Annotated in this window: 25 protein-coding genes; 8 read left to right on the top strand and 17 right to left on the bottom strand. The window is 38.7% G+C overall.

What is annotated here, in order from left to right:
- Positions 1-5 precede the first annotated feature (5 nt).
- Genes B5D82_RS10435 through B5D82_RS10425 form a run of 3 tightly spaced genes read right to left on the bottom strand, consistent with a single transcriptional unit; the run spans position 6 to position 2,236 of the window.
- Positions 6-761 carry a TIGR04219 family outer membrane beta-barrel protein gene (locus B5D82_RS10435; RefSeq protein WP_081151360.1) on the bottom strand — a complete coding sequence of 252 codons (756 nt, stop codon included), beginning with the start codon at positions 759-761 and terminating at the stop codon, positions 6-8.
- A gap of 6 nt (positions 762-767) precedes the next feature.
- Complete coding sequence (locus B5D82_RS10430) at positions 768-1,760, bottom strand: DUF2333 family protein (RefSeq protein ID WP_081151358.1); 993 nt, start codon at positions 1,758-1,760, stop codon at positions 768-770.
- A gap of 8 nt (positions 1,761-1,768) precedes the next feature.
- The gene (locus B5D82_RS10425; protein WP_081151357.1) at positions 1,769-2,236 is read right to left on the bottom strand and encodes a copper chaperone PCu(A)C; all 468 of its coding nucleotides are present in this window, start codon (positions 2,234-2,236) and stop codon (positions 1,769-1,771) included.
- A 69-nt stretch (positions 2,237-2,305) separates the two neighbouring features.
- Between B5D82_RS10425 and B5D82_RS10420 the strand changes: the two genes are divergently transcribed.
- A complete protein-coding gene (locus B5D82_RS10420; RefSeq protein WP_081151355.1) occupies positions 2,306-3,043 on the top strand; it encodes an enoyl-CoA hydratase-related protein in 738 nt (245 codons plus the stop codon).
- 92 nt (positions 3,044-3,135) lie between these two features.
- On the opposite strand, the gene B5D82_RS10415 is transcribed toward B5D82_RS10420, so the two are convergent.
- The 9 genes from B5D82_RS10415 to B5D82_RS10380 form a co-directional block, all read right to left on the bottom strand.
- A complete protein-coding gene (locus B5D82_RS10415; RefSeq protein ID WP_081151353.1) occupies positions 3,136-3,474 on the bottom strand; it encodes a hypothetical protein in 339 nt (112 codons plus the stop codon).
- A gap of 35 nt (positions 3,475-3,509) precedes the next feature.
- Positions 3,510-3,722, bottom strand: coding sequence for a PspC domain-containing protein (locus B5D82_RS10410; protein WP_081151352.1), 213 nt, complete (start codon positions 3,720-3,722; stop codon positions 3,510-3,512).
- Between the two features lie 3 nt (positions 3,723-3,725).
- Positions 3,726-3,857, bottom strand: coding sequence for a hypothetical protein (locus B5D82_RS20240; protein ID WP_281255923.1), 132 nt, complete (start codon positions 3,855-3,857; stop codon positions 3,726-3,728).
- 23 nt (positions 3,858-3,880) lie between these two features.
- A complete protein-coding gene (pspA, locus tag B5D82_RS10405) occupies positions 3,881-4,543 on the bottom strand; it encodes a phage shock protein PspA (protein WP_081151350.1) in 663 nt (220 codons plus the stop codon).
- A gap of 13 nt (positions 4,544-4,556) precedes the next feature.
- A complete protein-coding gene (locus tag B5D82_RS10400) occupies positions 4,557-4,850 on the bottom strand; it encodes a hypothetical protein (RefSeq protein WP_081151349.1) in 294 nt (97 codons plus the stop codon).
- A 424-nt stretch (positions 4,851-5,274) separates the two neighbouring features.
- Positions 5,275-6,138, bottom strand: a complete 864-nt coding sequence (locus B5D82_RS10395; protein ID WP_081151347.1) for a sulfurtransferase — start codon at positions 6,136-6,138, stop codon at positions 5,275-5,277.
- A gap of 689 nt (positions 6,139-6,827) precedes the next feature.
- Positions 6,828-7,814, bottom strand: coding sequence for a tRNA dihydrouridine(20/20a) synthase DusA (gene dusA / locus B5D82_RS10390; protein WP_081154445.1), 987 nt, complete (start codon positions 7,812-7,814; stop codon positions 6,828-6,830).
- Positions 7,815-8,140: 326 nt separating this feature from the next.
- Entirely contained in the window at positions 8,141-8,473 is a 333-nt protein-coding gene (locus B5D82_RS10385; protein WP_245807455.1) for a MaoP family protein, read from the bottom strand.
- Between the two features lie 199 nt (positions 8,474-8,672).
- Positions 8,673-9,215 carry a hypothetical protein gene (locus B5D82_RS10380; RefSeq protein WP_081151344.1) on the bottom strand — a complete coding sequence of 181 codons (543 nt, stop codon included), beginning with the start codon at positions 9,213-9,215 and terminating at the stop codon, positions 8,673-8,675.
- A 543-nt stretch (positions 9,216-9,758) separates the two neighbouring features.
- Here B5D82_RS10380 and B5D82_RS10375 point away from each other — a divergent pair.
- The 7 genes from B5D82_RS10375 to B5D82_RS10345 all read left to right on the top strand — a co-directional run bounded on the left by B5D82_RS10375 (position 9,759) and on the right by B5D82_RS10345 (position 16,245).
- Positions 9,759-12,125, top strand: a complete 2,367-nt coding sequence (locus tag B5D82_RS10375; RefSeq protein WP_081151342.1) for a M1 family metallopeptidase — start codon at positions 9,759-9,761, stop codon at positions 12,123-12,125.
- Complete coding sequence (locus B5D82_RS10370; protein WP_081151341.1) at positions 12,125-12,625, top strand: DUF6702 family protein; 501 nt, start codon at positions 12,125-12,127, stop codon at positions 12,623-12,625. Before B5D82_RS10375 ends, B5D82_RS10370 begins: the two co-directional genes overlap by 1 nt.
- Before the next feature lie 76 nt (positions 12,626-12,701).
- On the top strand, positions 12,702-13,166 hold the full coding sequence (locus B5D82_RS10365; RefSeq protein WP_081151339.1) for a chemotaxis protein CheX: 465 nt from the start codon (positions 12,702-12,704) through the stop codon (positions 13,164-13,166).
- A gap of 185 nt (positions 13,167-13,351) precedes the next feature.
- Positions 13,352-13,771, top strand: a complete 420-nt coding sequence (locus B5D82_RS10360; RefSeq protein ID WP_081151338.1) for a secondary thiamine-phosphate synthase enzyme YjbQ — start codon at positions 13,352-13,354, stop codon at positions 13,769-13,771.
- A 172-nt stretch (positions 13,772-13,943) separates the two neighbouring features.
- Positions 13,944-14,582, top strand: a complete 639-nt coding sequence (locus tag B5D82_RS10355; RefSeq protein WP_081154443.1) for a TetR/AcrR family transcriptional regulator — start codon at positions 13,944-13,946, stop codon at positions 14,580-14,582.
- Positions 14,583-14,939: 357 nt separating this feature from the next.
- Positions 14,940-15,497: a carboxymuconolactone decarboxylase family protein gene (locus B5D82_RS10350; protein ID WP_081151336.1), complete on the top strand. Its 558-nt coding sequence runs from the start codon at positions 14,940-14,942 to the stop codon at positions 15,495-15,497.
- 100 nt (positions 15,498-15,597) lie between these two features.
- Complete coding sequence (locus B5D82_RS10345; RefSeq protein ID WP_081151335.1) at positions 15,598-16,245, top strand: DsbA family oxidoreductase; 648 nt, start codon at positions 15,598-15,600, stop codon at positions 16,243-16,245.
- Positions 16,246-16,418: 173 nt separating this feature from the next.
- Here the strand turns inward: B5D82_RS10345 and alr are convergent, their stop codons facing one another.
- The 5 genes from alr to B5D82_RS10320 form a co-directional block, all read right to left on the bottom strand.
- Positions 16,419-17,498: an alanine racemase gene (gene alr, locus B5D82_RS10340; RefSeq protein WP_081151333.1), complete on the bottom strand. Its 1,080-nt coding sequence runs from the start codon at positions 17,496-17,498 to the stop codon at positions 16,419-16,421.
- Between the two features lie 6 nt (positions 17,499-17,504).
- Positions 17,505-18,923 (bottom strand): replicative DNA helicase, encoded by a 1,419-nt coding sequence (gene dnaB / locus B5D82_RS10335; protein WP_081151332.1) that lies wholly within the window; start codon positions 18,921-18,923, stop codon positions 17,505-17,507.
- 297 nt (positions 18,924-19,220) lie between these two features.
- The gene (locus B5D82_RS10330) at positions 19,221-20,162 is read right to left on the bottom strand and encodes a DUF4097 family beta strand repeat-containing protein (RefSeq protein WP_081151330.1); all 942 of its coding nucleotides are present in this window, start codon (positions 20,160-20,162) and stop codon (positions 19,221-19,223) included.
- Between the two features lie 30 nt (positions 20,163-20,192).
- Positions 20,193-20,717 (bottom strand): hypothetical protein, encoded by a 525-nt coding sequence (locus tag B5D82_RS10325; RefSeq protein WP_081151329.1) that lies wholly within the window; start codon positions 20,715-20,717, stop codon positions 20,193-20,195.
- Positions 20,718-21,275, bottom strand: a complete 558-nt coding sequence (locus B5D82_RS10320) for an RNA polymerase sigma factor (RefSeq protein ID WP_172820639.1) — start codon at positions 21,273-21,275, stop codon at positions 20,718-20,720.
- Positions 21,276-21,425 lie beyond the last annotated feature (150 nt).

The following is a 21,425-nucleotide window of genomic DNA, read 5'->3' as shown; positions in this document are numbered from 1 at the left end:
TCTCATTAAAAGTGGATAGTCGTACCGAGAAATACACCATCAAATTCTATGTTGGTATACAGGTCGTTTAAATCGTCTAGCTCTAACTTAACGGCACGGTAACCCGCATTAATATTTACATCAATAGCCAGGTTATCAATAAGCTCGTAACTCACGCCAACTTCATAGTCATAAAGCGTGTGATCATCAATTGATAAAAAGTTACCTTGTGCATATAGGTTCAACCCCGTTAAAGGTAAACCCACGTTAGTTCTAGCGTATAGCATAGGGACGATGTCAGTGACTGAAACAGTGCCTGATTGTGAAGCAGAGCCTGAACTTGCTGATACGGTTACGTCACCGTCGAAGTCACGGCCAGTTAAACCAATATCAAATGACACTAAGTCATTATCAAATAATTCATAATATAGCGTGTAATCAACATAGCTGACGTTAAAGTCTGCATTAACATTGGTACCTTGACTGAACGTCTCACCTTCGAATTCAAATTCAGTATTAAGTGTTGTGCTACCTTTAGTCTCCAAAGAAGTAGAGGCAACACGTATATTTGGAATTAAGGGTAACGGATGCTCAAAAGCAATAAAAAAACTGTTCTGTTTTTCATCAGCTAAATTGAAATCAACTTGTGAACTGCCATCGCCAAATGTTCCTGAAGCTTGGTTGTCCCAAATTTGACCACCCAAATAAATACCTAAGGCATCAGCTTGAACATTCGTCGATAAAATCGATGCAAGAGTTGCTACTAGCGCTATTTTTTTCATGTTTTATTATCCCTGACTCAATAAGTCGTTTAAATCAATCAGTGCAGCGTTTGCACGTGATATATAATTAGCCATTACTAAAGAATGATTAGCGAGCATACCAAAACCGTCGCCATTTAGAACCATAGGACTCCACATTGGCTCTTGGCTTGCTTCCAGTTCGCGAATAATTTGTTGAACGCTAACTTTAGCATTTTTCTGTTCTAGCACATCATTAAAGTCTATTTCGATTGCCTTTAAAAAGTGTAACAAGGCCCAACAAGCACCACGCGCTTCGTAAAATTCATTATCGATTGCCCACCAACTTGTTTTTAGCTGCATACTTGCGGCGCTTGATGTTGATTGTTTAGCCATACTGTCACCAGCAAGATCAACATTAATTTGTTCACGGCCAACACTAGCACTTAACCGTTGCGAGTAACTACCTAAACGCTTAGTTGCCTCTTGGATCCAGCCGCGTAAATTATCAGAACGCGCGTAAAACTGAGCAGATTGATTATTCACTTGAGTCAATGCGGTTCTGTATGCATATAGCTCTTTAATCGCTTTTTTGTATTCGCCCTCGGCACTAGGAATAGCCCAACTGGTGTGATCAATATTGAACTGAGGCTGTGCCACTTTTAAGTTTTTATTTTCTGCTGACTGAGATTGCGAACGGCTAAACTCTTGACGCATCACTAGCGACATATCTCTGATCATTTCCAGTGCGCCAAACTCCCATGAAGGGATGTTATCTAAAAACACTGATGGTGGCAGCGCATCATTAGCTAAATAACCACCGGGCTTATTTAATAGAGTTTCGGTCACACGAATAAGTGCTGTTGTAGTGGCATAGCCCACAACCGGAGTAACATTTTCTGCTGTTGCGGCTTTAGTAACCTCAGCACGAATATCAAATTTGTCAGGCTCAAAGCTCCAATAAACTCCAAGTATATAAAGCACAAAAAATAGTGCTAAAATCCCTGAAATAACGGCTTTTGTTGAAATATTAACTTTCATAACGACTCCTAGTGGTGGTGCTTTTTCTGCTTAAGACCTTGAACAGTATAATTTACATCAATGCGAGATTGATCGTCAAAATGTAAAGTTATGATGATGTTTTCTTTCGCCTTTATGGGATGTTTTAAATCAAAAATCATTAGATGATAACCTGAAGGCTGAAATTCGGTAATATTGTGAGCTGAAACTTCGGCATAGTCTTGTTGGCGCATACGCATTAAGCCATCGACCATCGTATGTTGATGAATCTCAATTCGCTCGCTGACCACGCTTGATGCTGCGATAAGGCGGATATTTTTTGCTGATAAGTTTTTTATCGTCATATAAGCGGAAGAAATTGACGTACCTGGGATACTTTCCCTTACGTAACCATTTTCAACTAATATTTCGGTGTTATCGCTTGCATACCCTGCATTGGCAAAAACACTACTCACTAATATAATCAGTGAAGTTATAGGTAAAAATACATTCCTCATAAGCTGCTATACATCCTTTTTTATCCATATTATGATTCGTCATCACTATTGTAACTAAGCTTGAACGAAATGGATAACTTAATTATTTCAAATGAACACAATGGTGTTCTCCTCATCAGTATTAACCGACTCGACAAAAAAAACGCCCTAAACAACGACATGTATATCGAACTGTGCCGTTTATTTACCCTTGCAAATGAAAGAGATGCTATTCGTTGTGTACTTATCCAAGGTGACGAAAAATGTTTTTGTGCTGGAAACGACTTACATGACTTTATTAAGTGTAGCGAAAGTGGTGACTTAGCGGCATTCGATTTAATAAAAGCCCTTGCAGCATTAGAAAAACCCTTAGTAGCCGCGGTTGCAGGGCCAGCTGTAGGTATCGGCACTACATTACTTTTACATTGTGACATGGTTTATGCCGCCGACAACACCAAATTTAAATTACCTTTTACTCAACTTGGCTTATGCCCTGAAGCAGGCTCGAGTTTATTATTACCTTTGCGCATTGGCCACAACCGCGCATTTGAACTGTTAATTTTAGGGAAAATGTTCACCGCTGAGCAGGCGCTCGATTATGGTTTAATTAATGAGATTTGCCCGACTGATGAGCTATTAGCAACAGCATTAACAACAGCGCTCAGCATAGCAAAGTTACCATTAGACGCATTACTCACGGGTAGAAAACTAATAAAAGCCCATAGCCAAGCACTATTGCCACAAGTAATGGCTAATGAAGCAGTACAATTTAAACGCCTAGTAAATACACAAGAATGTAAATCTATTTTAGCGAGTTTCTTTAAGTAGCCCTCTCGGCAACATGCGCTATTTTTATGACTAAAGCCGAGAGTAATAGCCATTACTTTCAGCTTAATTTCCTGCTGTTATTAAGCCTCAAACTAACATTGTGCTGGGCGTTTATCTCGCGCTAATAACCAAATAACACCGGCGATTAAAAATATCGGCCAAAAAACACCAATTAACAACATAGCGCCGCCGCCTAATACCAGCATAGCAACAAAAATCAATGAACCAAATACACTCATCGCTATTGCTAACGCAACTAGCACAAGCATTACCACCACTAATGCTGAAACGCTAATCGCTTTTAAAGGTTCAACTACGTGTTCTCCCATGTAAATGTCAACATCAAGTAACTCGATAAAGCTGACACCTAAAACATAAGTTAAAAAAATAGTGGCAAATATAGCTAAACATAATGATTTAAAAAATGACATACCTTGCTCCTCGGCAATAAATTATAATAAATACTTTAAGCTTTATTAGGTATTAGCATCGTAGCGACTAAATAAGCGACGCCGGTCGCAACAGGAAACATTAATAACGCAACAATAGCGCCAACTCTAACCGCTAATCGAGGTAGGTTGTAATGCCTGGCAATACCACCACAAACCCCTGACAATTTTTTATGTACTAGGTCTTTAGTTAAGGTTTTATGAACTGAATACTCTCGGTCGAAACTCATGATTTACTCCTCGTGCCCGCCTTGGGAACGCTTAAACTTTACATTAAAAATAAACACTAACAATGCGCCAATAAATAAACCGATTACTGGCGCAATAAACATAACACCAGTAATTATCCATAACGACGTTGCCATGTTGATACCTGTGCGCTCACTTATTAACCGTTAGCTACTTTTTGCTTTAGCTGCTCAAGCTCTTGCTCAATATTTTCATCATTTTCTAGCTCACGAAATTGGCTGTCTAAATCTTTTGACGACGTCATATCATAGGCTTCAATTTCTGCTTCAACGCGGTCAATTTTTTGTTGATATCGCTCAAATTTATTAATGGCTTCATCAATATTATGAATAACGGCTTTCTCACGAATTTTTAAACGTACTTCTGCCGATTGTTGGCGAATGGCACAAGCCTCTTGCTTACGCTTTGCTTCAGTTAACTTATCTTGTAAACGTTGGCTATCTTGCTGAACTGCAGTTAAATATTCATCAATTTGAGCTAATTCTGTATTAAACTCAGTCAGCTTTTGTGTACAGTTTTGCTTTTCAACCAGTGCTGACTTTGCTAAATCTTCACGGCCCTTATTTAAAGCAAGCTCAGCTTTTGTGTGCCAATTTTCAACGCGGCGTTCCATTTCGCGAATATTGCGCATAACCGTTTTCTTTTCCGCAATATATTTTGCGGCTGCCGAACGCACTTCAACAAGTGTTTCTTCCATTTCATTAATGATCAATTTGATCATTTTTTCCGGCTCTTCTGCTTTGTCTAGCATAGCGTTGATGTTAGCGTTAATTATGTCAGTGAATCTTGAAAACATGCCCATGGTATTTCTCCTATTAATACGTTGAAGTTTGTTGTTTTTGTGGAATAGATTTCTTTTGCTCGACAACGGCTGCTAACTCTTGAGTTTCCACCGTGCTATAGCGCATTGAAAAACGATCTAACTCCGCTTTGATTGATTGCGATAGTTCTGCTGATAAATCATGTAGCACTTTTTGTCCTTGTGCCTGTACCGTTGCTGCTAAACTTTTCTCTAGAGAAGCCTCTTGTGCAGAAGCGTTGATAGTAAATAGCAACGTACAAGATAATAAAACGGTGCTTAATACTTGTTTATTTTGTAATAGTTTCATTATTAATATCCTTATGTGAGTAACATGAAGAGTAAAAATTTAACTCATCGTGTTGGTAACTAATATTACTATTACAAGTGCTGTGCCAAGAGGATGAAAAAACTTAAACCTTTGTTATTATTAATTTTTAAATAAAAGTCATTGCGACACCAAAAACAAGACATATTATGTCAAGCTATTATTTGGTCAATATCCACACTAAAAATAGTGAAATTGACCAATAGGTTTAGCTTAAGTTGTTTAGAGAGGGAAGAAGCCTTTTCTGCTAAATAGTTAGCGAGTGGATTACTGAATATGATGACGACATAACCGAAGCCGTAAGATTGATAGCAATTGAATAATGAACTCAGCACTTAGTGAGAGCTATTATTGCAATGACTATCAGAAGGAAGACAGGCGCGAACACATTAACGCTTATTTATTGTTAGCTAGAGGTTACAACTTCTGTGTTGGGTAAAGTGCCCCATTCACTCCAGGAGCCGTCATATACACGTACACCTTTAAGCCCCACAATCTCTGCTGCCAACGCTAACACACAAGCGGTAACTCCGGAGCCACAACTCATGATCATGGCTTTTTCATTGGCATTAATCTCTGTAAATATTTTTGTTAATTCATCAGACGATTTGAACAAGCCTTGCTTTAACAAATCATTGTACGGTAAATTTTTCGCATTAGGCATATGACCGCTTCGCACACCAGCACGAGGCTCAGCATCTAAGCCCTTAAAGCGCCGGTTAGCACGAGCGTCAAGAATAAGCTCATCTTGCGATCGGGTTTGAGCTTCAACTTCACGCCAGTCACAAAAAAAATTAGACTGTTCTTTAGCGATAAAATTTCCAGTAATTTGCTTATTAGTTTCATTGAAAGCCGATGGCAATTCAGCAACGGGCTTTTTAAGCTTTAACCAATAAGGCAAACCACCGTCTAATACAGCAATATTTTTATGTCCCATTGCTCTAAACATATACCAAGCGCGCGCAGCAGAAAACAAGCCTAAATCATCATAAACTACAATTTGGCTTTGTTGGTTAATACCTAACGCTTTAGCTGCTTGCTCAAAATGTGAAATTGTTGGCATGCTGTGGGGCAATGTACTAGATAAGTCTGAAAAATCTTGATTTAAATCGAAACGGCGAGCACCAGGGATACGATAATCTGGCCAACTATATTCTGGCGCAGCCATGTTCCCCACAGGAGGAATACTCGCATCAAGTATCACCAAATCTTTACTACCAAGAATAGCGTGCAAATCTACGCAGGAAATTAATTGCTGAAAATACGTCATAAACTAGACCTAATACCAATGGCATGCAAATGTATTGCAAAATTAGCCGAGATCTAAGTGAAAGTACAGTATTTATCTAAAGGAGATGGGATATAGGATAGTGATCGCCATGTTGAAATTTCAACAATGAACTTAACAATGAACTTAACAATGAACTTAACTTTGGTAATAAATTTCGCTGACGATTTTTATCGCTTAAGCGCCATAAAAATCGTCAGCAAATATATTCTACGATTTACCTTGTTCTAAACGAGCGACAATAAACGAAGTCGCCAGCAAACAAACACCGGGTAACATAAACAGAGTAAATAACATGGTTAAACTTGGCATTGCGTCAATCCTTTTAAGCCGTTTATCGCGCTTTATTTTTAACGTGGTATTAGTTAAGTTGCGTAAACACTTACAAAGGTTGTGCCAAGGCTCGATAAAAACACTAAGCTATTGTTTTTATGTTAAATTTAATTAAAGAGAATTAATAAAAAAATCACAATAACTCGTATTTAAACTGCAATGTGGTTAAATTTACTAATTTATAGTGATATTTGTTCGTCGATATTACTAAAGCTGAAGATCTGATGAGAACCTCCCGAAATCGAAAATAGCTTTCCGATTTCGGGAGGTAGTAAGTTATGTTACGCGGTCTAACTTTTAGGTCTTGGAGAGTAATTTAGCTCGTTGAACGGACTTTACTAGATTGAACTCATACTAGGATTAAGCTGTAAAACCTTATCAAAGGCCTGATGTAGTACTTCACCACCAACGCCTTCAGCATTGGCATTTTCACTTAAGTAACGACGAAACTGTTTTGCGCCCGCTAAACCATTACATAAACCTAACATGTGTCTTGCCACATGCCATGCACGGCCTCCACTGACAACATGACGGTCAATATATTCTGCCATTTCATTAAGCACCACTCGGCGTGATTTAACCTCAGTGCCCGCCTGCCAAATCTCATTATCAGCTTGCGCTAACATATAAGGGTTTTGGTAAACTTCTCGACCAATCATCACCCCATCAATATGCTGCATATGCGCATTAGCCTGTTCAAAGGTTGTGATACCGCCATTAATTGAAATCTCAAGAGCTGAAAAATCTTGCTTAAGTTGATAAACCCGATCGTAGTCAAGCGGCGGAATATCTCTATTTTGTTTAGGACTTAAGCCACTCAGCCAAGCTTTGCGCGCATGAATAATAAAATGCTGACAACCCGCAGCGCTAACTGTGGTTAAAAACTGCTGCAAAAATTCATAACTGTCTAAATCATCAATACCAATGCGCGACTTAACCGTGGTTGGGATGTTGGTCGCATTTTGCATGCTAGCAACACAATCGGCCACCAGTTGCGGCTCCGCCATTAAACAAGCACCAAACTTGCCGTTTTGCACACGATCAGACGGACAACCAACATTAATGTTTATCTCGTCGTAACCTTGTTGCTCGGCAATTTTAGCGCACTCAGTCATCGCATTTACATCACTGCCACCCAGCTGCAACACCAATGGGTGCTCTTCTTTGTTGTACGCTAAATAATTACCTTTGCCATGTAATATTGCCCCCGTGGTAACCATTTCGGTATACAACACTGTTTGTTTAGACATTACCCGATAAAAATAACGACAATGGCGATCAGTCCAATCGAGCATAGGTGCAATGGAAAGTTTATGTGAGATCATAAAGTTATAAAAAACCTTTAAGTTTAATGCGAATGTAGCTGTAGACGGTACAACTGGAATATTCGCCAATTATAAAGGCTTTGGGGATGCTAAACAAAAGAAATAATATCAAGTGCATGTACTGGCACCTTAATAGCTTCCAGCGAGTTTTATAACATTGGTATCAGCCAAGTTAACTATCTCAACTGAGTTAACATTATGACACCTATATTAAGGAAGCCGGTTTGTATTCATTTAGTTTAATGCATGGTTGGCCTAATTCATCATTAGGCCAACTAACTTGGCAATCGTGATTTTTCACCACTAAAATAATTAAGATAAAAGGTTTAGTCTAAGTCGTCAGAGTCTGGGTCTGACTCAATCTCTTCGTCTGCCTCAATTTTAGTTCGTCCAAACAAAGTATGGAATTGTTTCGGGGTTAAAATTATGTTTTGATATTTTAACCAAGCCCTCTCAATTGTGTTTCCCACAGTCGTATTACCACGACAGACGTCAACAAAATGTTGCTCTTCTTCCGTAACAGGTAAGCGTGTGCCCGAAGAAAGTGCCATTAATGCAACACCATACTTTTCTAATAACTCAGCCTCAGCCAAGGTAAAATCTCCAGAACGCTTCATGCCACGAGGATAGTTTCTATCATCGTAAAAATTTCGATCCACGTTAAAACTTTTTTGTGACAATGCTAAAGTAGCCATTTAAATAAACTCTAATAAAATATCAATATAGTTAAGTTCGTATTTTTATCTCAATATTTATTTATTGGCAATTAATTTTTTAGAGTTAATTAGAATATTTTTATTAATGTATATTACTTACTCATATATGTACTGATCACTGAATATTTTGTCATTTTTATTTCTAGGCTGATAATTTTTGCTTAGCTCTGAAATCTTCAATAGATTTACTTAATATCGCAATATCAGCCTGTGCAATGTCTAATTCTGCTTGTACCGCCAGCATTTTAGTTATTGTCGCTGTCTTATCCGCTTGCGCTTTAGTTTCACGTACTTTTACTTTCGCTAATTGTGCTTTGGTTTCTTCCAATAACGCCAATAAACGCACCACGTCTTTATTCTCGGTGAAAACTTGATCGCTGCCTATTTTAGCTTCAATAGGTTCGTCTGCCTCGATAAATTGATCGGTTTTATTAACGGAATATAACATCAACAAACGTACGATAAAAAACAATAAAGTGAAGAATAAAACTACGCCATATTGAAATGAGCTTTCCGTTAGAGCTGCATTTAATCTATGACTAAAATCGCCATTGCTGCCCACAAAAGTAATGAAAAATTGATAATGCCAAACCAGCGATATTAAAAAATAGACTAGCATAAAGTTTGGCGCTTGATTTTGTGAGCGATTAAAAATCAGTATTGATTTTAGAAATGTTGAAAACATAAAAATCCTTTTTTATAAAAAATACTATTTACTGTTAAGTTAATATTGGCAAATATAATATAGATGGTTGGAAGCTGTGACTATTTTATTACTGTGAAAACAATCAGTAAAGTTAAAAAACTTATATCCGGTAAATATTATAAGACTCCAGTTATATGAACTTTGCGTCTTCTGTTAGAGAGGTTACAAAACAATTGAGTTATTTGTATTGGTAATGTTATCGACTGTCAGAATTAATACCGTAATTTACTGAATTTCATAGCTCCAATTCTTGATATCACTGAGCTACAATAAAGTCTATATAACCCAATAAATCGAGAGAGAAAAGCTCAATTTCGACCTACTACTGATTATTTTAAGGTTCTTTTTAACTGCCCCGCAACCCGTAATTAAGCCCGTAAGTAAAACCTTGTAACAACTCAGCTTGTTTTTTCAACAATTTATCGCATATTCCAATTATACAGCCTAACCAATTAGTTAAAAAAATGTTATAAAGAGTAGTTAATAATAAAATTTATTCGATTCAAATTCAGCAGGAAAGTCATGAAACACTCAATTAAATCTGCCTTAATTTGCTTATGTGTAGCTGTTAGTAGCAACGCTTTAGCAAAAAGTAGCATAAGTGACGATAAATTTCGTCAGTTGGAAGAGAACTTACCAACACCCAATACCTATCGAACAGCCTCTGGCGCACCAGGCCATCAATATTGGCAACAAGCAGTTGATTATAAAATTGATATTACGTTAGATGACGAGAAGCAAACGTTGTCAGGTAGCGAAACCATTGATTACACTAACAACTCTCCTGATACCCTTCGTTATTTATGGTTGCAATTAGACCAAAATAAATTAGCAGACAATGCTGGAGCAAAAACAACCCGTACAGCTCCTAGTAAAAAAATTACCTATAGTGGTCTGCGAAATGCGATTGAAACAGATGAGTTTCAAGGCGGTTATGATATTACTAAGGTGACCGGTTCAAACGGCAAAGCCTTAAGTTATGTTATTAATGGCACTATGATGCGCATCGATCTTCCAAAAGCACTAAAAACCGGTAAGAGCGTAGAGCTCAATATTAATTGGAATTACCAATTACATGAGCAAAAAGTTTTAGGTGGTCGTTCAGGTTACGAATATTTTAAAGAAGACGACAATTACCTTTACGAAATTGCTAGCTGGTTTCCTCGTGCCGCGGCTTATTATGACGTAATGGGTTGGCAAAATAAGCAGTTTATTGGTAGCGGTGAGTTCACTTTAGAATTTGGTGATTATGACGTTAGCATTACTGTTCCTGCTGATCATGTTGTTGCAGCGACCGGTGTTTTACAAAATCCAAAAGACGTATTAACAAAAACTCAGCGTGATCGTTTAACAAAAGCAAAGAAAGCTGATAAGCCAGTCTTAATTATTACGCCTGAAGAAGCTTTAGAAAACGAAAAATCTCGTGCTACCACAACCAAAACATGGGAATTTGAAGCTAAAAACGTACGAGATTTTGCTTTTGCCTCAAGTCGTAAATTTATTTGGGATGCACAGGGTTATAAAGGCGGTAAAACCGACACTATGGCAATGTCTTACTACCCGAATGAAGGTAATCCGTTATGGGAAAAATATTCGACTGAGTCGATAATCCACACCATGGAACAATATAATAAGTATACTTTTGCTTATCCATACCCTGTTTCTATCTCGGTAAATGGCCCTGTTGGCGGAATGGAATACCCGATGATCACTTTCAACGGTCCACGCCCGACTTTAGATAAAGAAACCGGTGAAAAAACCTATTCTCGCAGAACTAAATACGGCCTAATTGGCGTTATTATTCATGAAGTGGGACATAACTATTTCCCAATGATTGTTAACTCTGACGAACGTCAGTGGACCTGGATGGATGAAGGTTTAAATACTTTTCTACAATTTGTTGCTGAGCAAGCATGGGAAGAAGGTTACCCATCTCGCCGCGGTGATGCTGCCAATATTACCAGCTACATGAAAAGTGACAACCAAGTCCCTATCATGACCAACTCAGAATCTATTTTGCAATTTGGTAACAACGCTTACGGCAAGCCAGCAACGGCATTAAACATTTTACGTGAAACCGTTATGGGCCGTGAATTATTTGATTTTGCTTTCAAAGAATACGCACAACGTTGGAAGTTTAAACGCCCTACCCCTGCTGATTTTTTCCGTACGATGGAAGATGCTTCAGGTGTTGACTTAGACTGGTTTTGGCGTGGTTGGTTCTACACCACAGATCATGTTGATATTGCTTTAGGTAATATTCATTTGTATCGTCCAAATAGCCAAAACCCGGATACAGAAGAAGCATGGGAACGTGCTCTAGACAACGAAAAACCTGATTTTATCAGCAAAGTTCGTAATAAAGATCAGTGGGTTAGAACAGACGATAAACCTGAATTATTAGATTTTTACAATGAGCATGATAAGTTTACTGCCACCAATGCAGCACGTAACAAATATAACAAAAGTAATGCAAAGCTAGAGCAATGGCAAAAAGACCTACTTGTTGACGAAAGAAACTTCTACATTGTTGATTTTGAAAATAAAGGTGGGCTAGTTATGCCGATTATTTTAGAGCTAACTTATGCTGACAATACGACTGAACGGGTAACATTACCGGCTGAAATCTGGCGCCGTAACAGCAAAATAGTATCTAAATTACTTGTTCGTGAAAAAGAATTAACCGGTATCGCAATTGATCCTAATTGGGAAACAGCCGATGTAGATGTGAGTAACAACTACTGGCCTGCACGTCCAATTAAATCTCGCTTTGATTTATACAAACGCAAGAAAGATGACATGATGCGCGATTACAATGTTGAATTAAAAAGTGCTAATGATAAAGAAGAGAAAAACAAAGAAGAAAAGGAAGAGGTTGAACAACAATAATGTCGTTAAACCTAGCTAAACGCTTTTTTGTTTTGCTATTGTGTGGGCTAACCGCAAACGCGGTTGCCCACCGTTACTTTTTTAGCATCACTGATTTATCGCTTAATGAGCGAAGCCAATCGATTGAGGTTATCCATCAAATAACCGCTCATGATATTGACAACGCTATTGCCGAAACTAAACAGATCCATTTCTCAGTTGCGCACCCAGATTACGAAAACTATATTCGACAATATATTGAAGCGCATTTTCAACTACATTATCAAGATCAACCTATCTCGTTAAATTGGGTAGGCCTTGAAGTGAACAAGGGTAATATTTTTATTTACCAAGAAGCTGAATTTTATCATGCTTTAATAGGTCTAAATATAACCAATAGCTTGCTAACCGAACGATACGCTAAACAAGTCAATACAGTTAATTTTAGTGATCCGCAGATAAAAGGTAGCCTAACTTTCAACAGATCAGTTATTATTAATGAAATAAAAAATAATAATTAATACAGTCTGATTTAAATTTTGCTCATAAATGTGCAAATTGCATCACTATATTAAAATGAGCCTTTGGAAAACATTCATGAATGCTGAGTTTATTAACCCCTTTCTTTCCTCGATGCTTAACGTTATGTCCACCATGGCGCAAATGGATCTAACGCCTGAAAAACCTCGTCTGAAAAAAAATGAAATAGCTAAAGGCGATGTTTCAGGGTTAATTGGCATGGTAAGCGAGCAAACTAAAGGGTCTTTATCTATTACCTTTGAAAGTAAGTTAGCACTCGCTACGATGAAAAAAATGGTCGGTGAAGGCCCTGATGAGATCAATGATGAGATTACTGATTTAGTTGGCGAAATTACCAACATGGTGACCGGTGGCGCTAAACGCATGCTAAGTGAAAAAGGTATTGAGTTTGATATGGCAACGCCAATGGTAGTCTCTGGCCCAAATCACTCTATTCATCACATGGCTGATGGTCCAATTGTTATCATTCCGCTCTCATCAGAATTTGGTAATGCATATATCGAGTTTAGTTTCGATAAATAGCTCGTCTATATATCTATGTAGCCTCGTTTAATACGGGGCTTTTTTATGTTCAGGCCGTTCTTAGCCATCTCGGTAATTGCTCTTGCATTACTCTAATGATTTACATCCCTTATAAGAGCATTAGTGCATCCTTGCACATCATATGAAAGAATGACGATGTTCAAGGCAAAATAGGTGCTAAATTTATGTGGCAACAAGTAGAGTTAACGCTAAAACCTTATCAACGGGGTTTTCATTTGATCACAGCAGATATTGAACAGGTATTGGCTGAGTTTTTTCCTGTTAAAATAGGCTTGTTACACCTTTTCATTAAACACTCATCCGCATCACTCACTATTAATGAAAATGCCGATCCAACTGTTCGTGATGATATGGAGCGTCATTTCAATCAATTCGTGCCTGAAAATGCCCCTTATTATCGTCACACCTATGAAGGCCCCGATGATATGCCAGCACATATTAAGGCCAGTACGCTGGGAAGTAGTGTCAGTATTCCACTAAAAAATGGCCAAATGAACTTAGGTCTTTGGCAAGGGATTTATCTCGGCGAGCATCGCGATTATGGTAGTCCAAGAACATTAGTAATAACCGCTAGCGGTGAATAGACTATATCCACAAGGCTAATTTCAGCTATCGATAATAGCCGTTATAACTAACCTTTTAAAACTGTTTTATACTTATTTTTTACTTAGTTTTATATTACGTTTTTTGTTAGATTGAACTCAAACATACCATTAGGTACAATATAGGTATTGAAGATAATTAAGGGTGATTTTTGTGGTTAGTGGACGCAAACGACAATTTGATGAGCAAACTGCATTGCAAGCAGCCATGGAGGTATTTTGGGCGAAAGGTTTTGTTGGTGCTTCATTGGCCGATTTAACAAAAAGTATGAATATCAACAAGCCCAGCATGTATAGTACCTTTGGCAATAAAGAAACTTTGTTTATTAAAGCTACCCAGCACTATATTGAAAATAATATGAAAGTGCATCTAGATGCTTTATTCACGCCAGACGTGCCATTAAAAACACGTTTAAAAAACTATATGATGTCGATCGTTACTATGCAATGTAGCACTGACCAACCTAAAGGTTGTTACCTTGTACTGTGCCAATCTGAAGTGGCTGGCGGTGATATTCCAGAACAAGCGGCAAAGTTACTGGTGGAAATAGAGGCCGCGCCAAAAACTTTATTTACCGATCTCTTTACTAGCGATAAAGAAGCAATTTCACTTGGCTTAAATCAAAATGCTGCAAGTAACGCATTAAGCTTATACACGGCATTAAAAGGCACAGCGGCAATGGCTCGCTCTAAAGTAACATCAACAGAATTAGCGTTTGTTATTGATACTATTTTAGCCGGTGTATTTAGCAGCAATATTAACCTCGCTAAACCAAGAGCTACCTTACAATAGCCTTAAAGGTTATTAGCCGAGACTCACTTAAGCTTAACAGTGAGTCTTTAAGCCTCCCCCCCACCACCTTTATATTAAATAGAAGCACCCTCCAGTCTTTCGTACTCCGCATGCTGTACTTTTAACGTCGACTTATATTAATACACCCTTCTTACTAAAAATCTAAAATTTCAATTGATCAATTTTTTTCAGGGTAGCTGTTGACTTTGAATTACCGATCGGTACAATAACCATCAATTACTTACCGACCGGTACAGTTTATTTTTAAACTGGTTGTTATCTTTTAAAACTATAAACAACCAATGTCCTGTTACAGATATTTGTTGTTACACCATATTCTTATTGAGGTACTTTTACATGACTACATTAACGACACACACCATTGAATCAGCACCGGAAGCAAGCAAAGCACTTTTAGAAAAATCTGTTAGCGCATACGGTATGTTACCTAACTTACATGGCGTGTTAGCCGGAGCACCTAATCTATTAGATGCTTACCAAATACTGCATGAGCTTTTCCTTAACACTTCATTTGATGCAGAAGAGCTTACCGTTGTTTGGCAAGGTATCAATGTAGAACATGGCTGTAATTATTGTGTACCGGCTCATACTGCCATTGCACACTCGATGAAAGTCGATGCTGATTTAATTCAAGCTTTGCGTGATGAGCAGCCTATGCCAACAGCAAAACTACAAGCTTTACTTGATACAACCTTAATTATTGTTCGCAATCGAGGTCATATCTCTGCTGAAGAATTAGCGGCTTTTTACGCAGCAGGTTACGGCGAGCAACAACTATTAGAAATTATATTAGGTTTGTCTCAAAAAGTGATCAGCAACTATACTAACCACATCGCGGGTACAGTGGTTGACGAACCTTTCAGTAAGTTTCCTTGGAAAAAAGCGGTAAAGTAATTTAACAAATATGTTTGGCTGCCAAATCACCTTACAATGATTTGGCCGCCTTTTATCCCATCACTTTTACGTCGATAATATGCTATTAATGAGAAATAATATGACTAAAACAATTAAGATCGATATCATTTCTGATGTCGTATGCCCATGGTGTGTTATCGGTTTCGGTAACTTAAATAAAGCTATTATCGAATTAGGGTTGGAAAATAAAGTAGAAATTGAATGGCAACCCTTTGAGCTAAACCCTGACATGCCATTAGAAGGTGAAGAGCTAAGCGCACATTCAGCGCGAAAATATGGTTCTACCCCTGAAAGTAGTGCGCAATTTAGAGCTGAGATGACGGCACAGGGTAAAACCGTTAATTTTGATTTTAACTACTTTGAAGGTATGAAAATAATTAATACTCGTGACGCTCATATTTTACTTGAATACGCTAAAACTCAAGGCAAACAAACGGCGTTACAAATGCGATTATTCTCTGCTTTCTTTACTGAGAAAAAAGATGTTTCAAATCGTGAGATTTTAGCTCTAGAAGTAGAAGCTGTTGGACTAAATGTTAAAGAGGCAATGGCTAAGTTGCAAGACAACCAAGTTATTCAACACGTTATTGAGCAAGAATCATATTGGCAAAAAGTCGGCGTATCTTCCGTTCCTACCGTCGTTTTTAATGGGAAAAGTGCCCTTGCGGGAGCCCAGCCAATAGAAACCTTTAAACAAGTTTTAGCAGACGAACTGGAAAGTTTATAAAAAGTCATACCGTTATACTAGCGTTAACTAATTTAACACTAGTATGCCGGCTAATAAGCTAGCGTATAAGCCACTGATAATATTTTTTAAAGTATCATTATCAGTGTGCTGTGGATAACGGCTGTAATTTATTAATACTATGCTTAACTGTGCTTAACTATGCACAACGATGACTACTTAGCTAACTGAACATGAACGCGGCGTGTAATATTACATAAAAGTTCGTAAGGGATGGTTGTCGCAAATACCGCCACTTCTTCAACGGCTAAACCTTTGCCCCATAGCGTAGTAATATCGCCCACGTTGTCTTCACTTTCGGCGCCTAAATCTACCGTAATCATATCCATCGATACCCGGCCAATTAATGGCACACGTCGACCATTGATCAGTACAGGTGTACCGTTAGGAGCATGGCGAGGGTAACCGTCACCATAGCCAATGGCAACTACCCCTATTCTCGTGCTTTTTTCACTAATCCAAGTACCGCCATATCCTACCGCAGCTCCTGCGGCGATTTCACGTACAGCAATCAAGCTTGATTGCAAGGTCATTACTGGCAAGATACCGTCAATACCAACATCTGTCGATAGTGGTGAAACACCGTAAAGTAATAAGCCTGGTCTTATCCATTGATAGTGACTTTCTGGCCAAAGTAAAACACCAGCAGAATTAGCTAAACTTTTTTCTAACGGCAGATCTGCAGTGAGTTCATCAAATAAGGTAATTTGTTGTGTAGTCGCTGTATTAGCTTTGTCATCCGCACAACCTAAATGGCTCATCAACACGATGGGTTGTTGGACATTTTTGGATTGGCTTAATGCTTGGTAAAAGTCGGATAGTTGCTCAGGATTAATGCCTAGCCTATGCATACCAGTATCAATTTTCAACCAAACTTTTAGTGGTACATCCAAATTAGCATTAACAATAGCCGCTAGTTGTTGCTCGTTATGCACTATGGTTTGTAAGTTATTAGCGGCTAACGTGTCGATATCTTCTTCGGCAAAAAAACCTTCAAGCAAGACAATGGGCTTTACAATGCCAGCCGCTCTAAGGGCAAGCGCTTCATCAATACGTGCGACACCAAAAGCATCGGCATTCGGTAATGCTTTAGCGATCAGTTCTAACCCATGGCCATAACCATTAGCCTTAAGCACCGCTAACACTTTAGCATTAGGTGATAACGATTGAATGAGGCGGTAATTATTGCTTAACGCATCTAAATCGATAACCGCTGTTGCTGTGTGTAATGTCATTAGTGCTTAATCTTCATCAAGTACATGCGGGCCGGCGTAGTTATCGAAACGAGAAAATTGTCCTTGGAAGGTCAATGGCACTCGCCCGATTGGACCATTACGCTGTTTACCAATAATAATTTCAGCCATACCTTTGTATTCAGAGTCATCGTGATAAACCTCATCACGATAGATAAACATGATTAAATCGGCATCTTGCTCAATGGAACCTGATTCACGTAAATCCGAGTTAATTGGACGTTTATCAGCACGTTGCTCCAAACCACGGTTAAGCTGAGAAAGCGCAACAACCGGCACTTCTAATTCTTTTGCTAAGGCTTTTAATGACCTGGATATTTCAGCAATTTCTAAGGTTCTGTTATCGGAAAATTGTGGTGCGCGCATCAATTGTAGATAATCGATCATGATCAAACTGATACCACCATGGTCTCGAGCAATACGTCGTGCTCGCGAGCGCACGTCGGTCGGTGTTAAACCAGCGGCATCATCGATAAACATTTTACCTTTTTCGATTAATAAGCCCATGGTTGATGATAAGCGAGCCCAATCTTCATCTTCTAATTGACCCGTACGTATTTTAGTTTGGTCAATACGTCCAAGCGAGGCGAGCATTCTCATCATCAGCTGTTCTGAAGGCATCTCTAAACTGAAGATTAACGCAGGTTTATCTTCAGTCATGGCGGCATTTTCGGCCAAGTTCATCGCAAAGGTCGTTTTACCCATAGACGGACGACCCGCCACAATAATTAAATCTGACTTTTGGAAACCTGCGGTCATTTTATCTAGATCAGTAAAGCCACTTGAAACCCCAGTTACACCGTTCGTTGGTGATGCACAAAGCTTCTCAATTCGGTCGACTGTTTTTTCTAATACTGAGCTAATATTTTCTGGGCCTTCCGATTTATTTGCACGTTGCTCTGCAATCGCGAAAACCTTAGTTTCGGCAAAATCGAGTAAATCAGCACTGGTACGCCCTTGAGGATCATAACCCGCTTCAGCAATTTCATTAGCAACACTGATCATTTCACGCGTAACTGCACGCTCACGCACAATATCTGCATAAGCAGTAATGTTGGCGGCACTGGGCGTATTTTTCATCATTTCGGCGAGATAAACAAAACCACCAGCATCATCAAGCTTTTGATCATTCTCAAGCGCTTCAGATAAGGTGATTAAATCGACTGGCTCACCTAACTCAATTAACCGACCAACCGTTTCAAAGGTAATGCGATGAGAGCGACTGTAGAAGTCTTGTGCGACGACACGTTCACTTACGCGGTCCCAAGTTTCATTATCTAGTAATAAACCACCCAGCACTGATTGCTCGGCCTCTAATGAATGCGGCGGAACCTTTAACTCGTCAATTTGTTTATCTCGAGGGAATTGGTTGTTTCTGCTAAACTTGGCTGGCTTGCGATCGGCCATATCACACCTTAAATGCTTGGCGATAATCTCTGCTAATTAAAGAATAAACTCCCTCAATAGCGTTATAAAATTATTCGAAAATAAAGAGGGCTAATGTAGCAGAAATTCCCCTTAAGCAAAATGAAAAATGAAAAGAATTGTTTCATTAAAATTAACCAAGAAAGATATTTAAAATAGCAGCTATAGCGGAGGTAAACATAAATAAATATCGTGTAATCTTTGCCTTTTAGAGATAAATATCTATCCATTCAAACGCTTCAGGTATTCGCCTCAAAAAGTGATGAGGCGTTTACTCGATTACTTTACTTCTATCCGACCACTGACGGTGCTCGCTCGCACTGAGCCACTCGCATTACCGGTGTCGAATGACAGTTTAGAGCTCGGACCATATTTTGCGCGTGTAGCTTTCGCCGACGTTAAACGATTAACTATATTACCGCCAGCGTTGGTTTTTAAATTAAAGCTCGCTTGTACGTCATTGGTAAAATCAACCGTTAAATCGCCACTGACACTCGACATTTTCACCAAGCCATTTTCATTTAATGAGAGTTGACTTTCAAATTCACCACTAACAGTTGAAACAATTAATTCATCAACTTTGCCGAGTTTTAATTCAATATCGCCCGATACTGAATTCGCTGAAATTTCATTAGCACTAGAGCTTGAGCTTAAGTTACCGCTTACCGTTTTAAAGTGCGCTCGCCCGGTCGAGTTACGATCATGAATATCACCACTGACCGATGACAGGCGTAATTTTCCAGAGAGGTTTTTACTTTCAATATTACCACTGACCGTTGCTAATTCTATCTGTTGCATGAGATCTTTAGCGCTAATATCACCACTAACGGTTTGAATTTCACTGCCATGGGTAAAATGACTAATATTAATATTTGAAGACACCCCTTTAAAGCTAACACGCACATGTTTAGGCATTTCAATAGTCAGCTCAGAGCCATCGGCTCCCCAACTATTATGGCTATTGTTTGGTATTTCAACTTTAATGATAATGCGCGAGCCTGATTTCTCAAATGTTAAGCCCTCAGCTTTATCGTCTAATTCACCCGAAACAGAAACCGTATCACCATTATTACCAATAACGGTTACTTCACCGCGTAAATTTTCGATGGTGACATGGGTAATGCTGCCCAATGACATCGACTCATCGACTCGCTCTCCCGCCGCACTTGGTAGTGCAGTAATTAACAGCAACAGTAATAAATAATTACGTAAGCTTCCCATATTAACCTCTTATCTCGTATGTCATAACGACTAAATTTGTTGCCACTGAGGGCTATATAATTGTTTCAGTAAGTCTAATTCTTGCTGCTGTGTCCAACGTAATAAATTTAATAAATCACTATTATTAGGGTCATCCGCCAAAGCTTTGCTAATGGTTTTTTGCGCAGAACTTAGCTTAACTAATTCAGTCTGCATTGCCACCGGTAATTGCTTAATATCTGGTGTACCAAAATTAACTAACATACTCTGTTTTTGTTGCTGAAAATTTTGTTGCATTACGGCAACTAAGTTTATCGCTGGTTTACTGCCTGGTAGTTCAGGACCTAAGGTAACCCAAGTTAATAATACTGCGGCAACCACAGATGCTGCCCAAGCAGTTGGTATAAAAAATTTATTATTAGCCCCTTTACTTTCAACTACTGATTTTTGGTTAATGGCCTTGTCGATGCCTGACCATAAATCTCGATCAGGTGTCATTTCTTTCGGCAGCAGTGCAATCGCATCTTGTAAGTTTTGCTCAGCGCTTGTAGCGGCATCAATTGTTTCTTTCATCATTTACTCACTTAACGACTCGCGTAATAAACCTCTAGCTCTATGGTATTGAGCTTTACTCGTGCCCACCGCCATGCCCAACATATTGGCAATTTCTTCATGGCGATAACCTTCGATGGCAAATAAAACAAAAACCAGCCGTGCTCGTTCAGGTAAGGTTTGAATTTTTTTATCTAAATTTGAACATTCGGGCATTTCAACAACAGCGTCTTCAATGGTCTGTTCTTCAATACTAAAAATACGTTGGATCCAAGTTTTGTTCTTGCGAATATGCCCTAAAACGATATTGGTCGCGACACTATGCAACCAAGTTGAAAACTTACTTTCACCCCGAAAATTACTGATTTTTTGCCACAATTGCACGAAAACTTCCTGACAAACATCTTCAGCACTGTCTTTATCGGCCATCATGCGCCAGCACAAGGCATATATACGGCGATGATAGTTTTCGTATAGGTGATGAAACGCCTGCTGATCTCCCTGCTGAGCTTGCGCTATCCATTGCGGCTCAAGATCTGGGCTAAAACATTCATTGGCATCAATAATTTTTAACTTATCCAAAAAGTAAATTCTCGACGTATTACATTATTATTAAGTTAGATGCAGTATGCAGCAAAAGGGTTTAAAGAAAAGTAAAAATAATTATACTAAAAGAATATTAGCGTGAAGTTGTTATACCCATTTGATTAAGCAACTGGGTAATACATATGG

It is taken from the genome of Cognaticolwellia beringensis (assembly GCF_002076895.1).
Taxonomy (GTDB): Bacteria; Pseudomonadota; Gammaproteobacteria; order Enterobacterales; family Alteromonadaceae; genus Cognaticolwellia; species Cognaticolwellia beringensis.
Note: the sequence above shows the minus strand (reverse complement) of the source record. Positions and strands in the feature narration are given on the sequence as shown.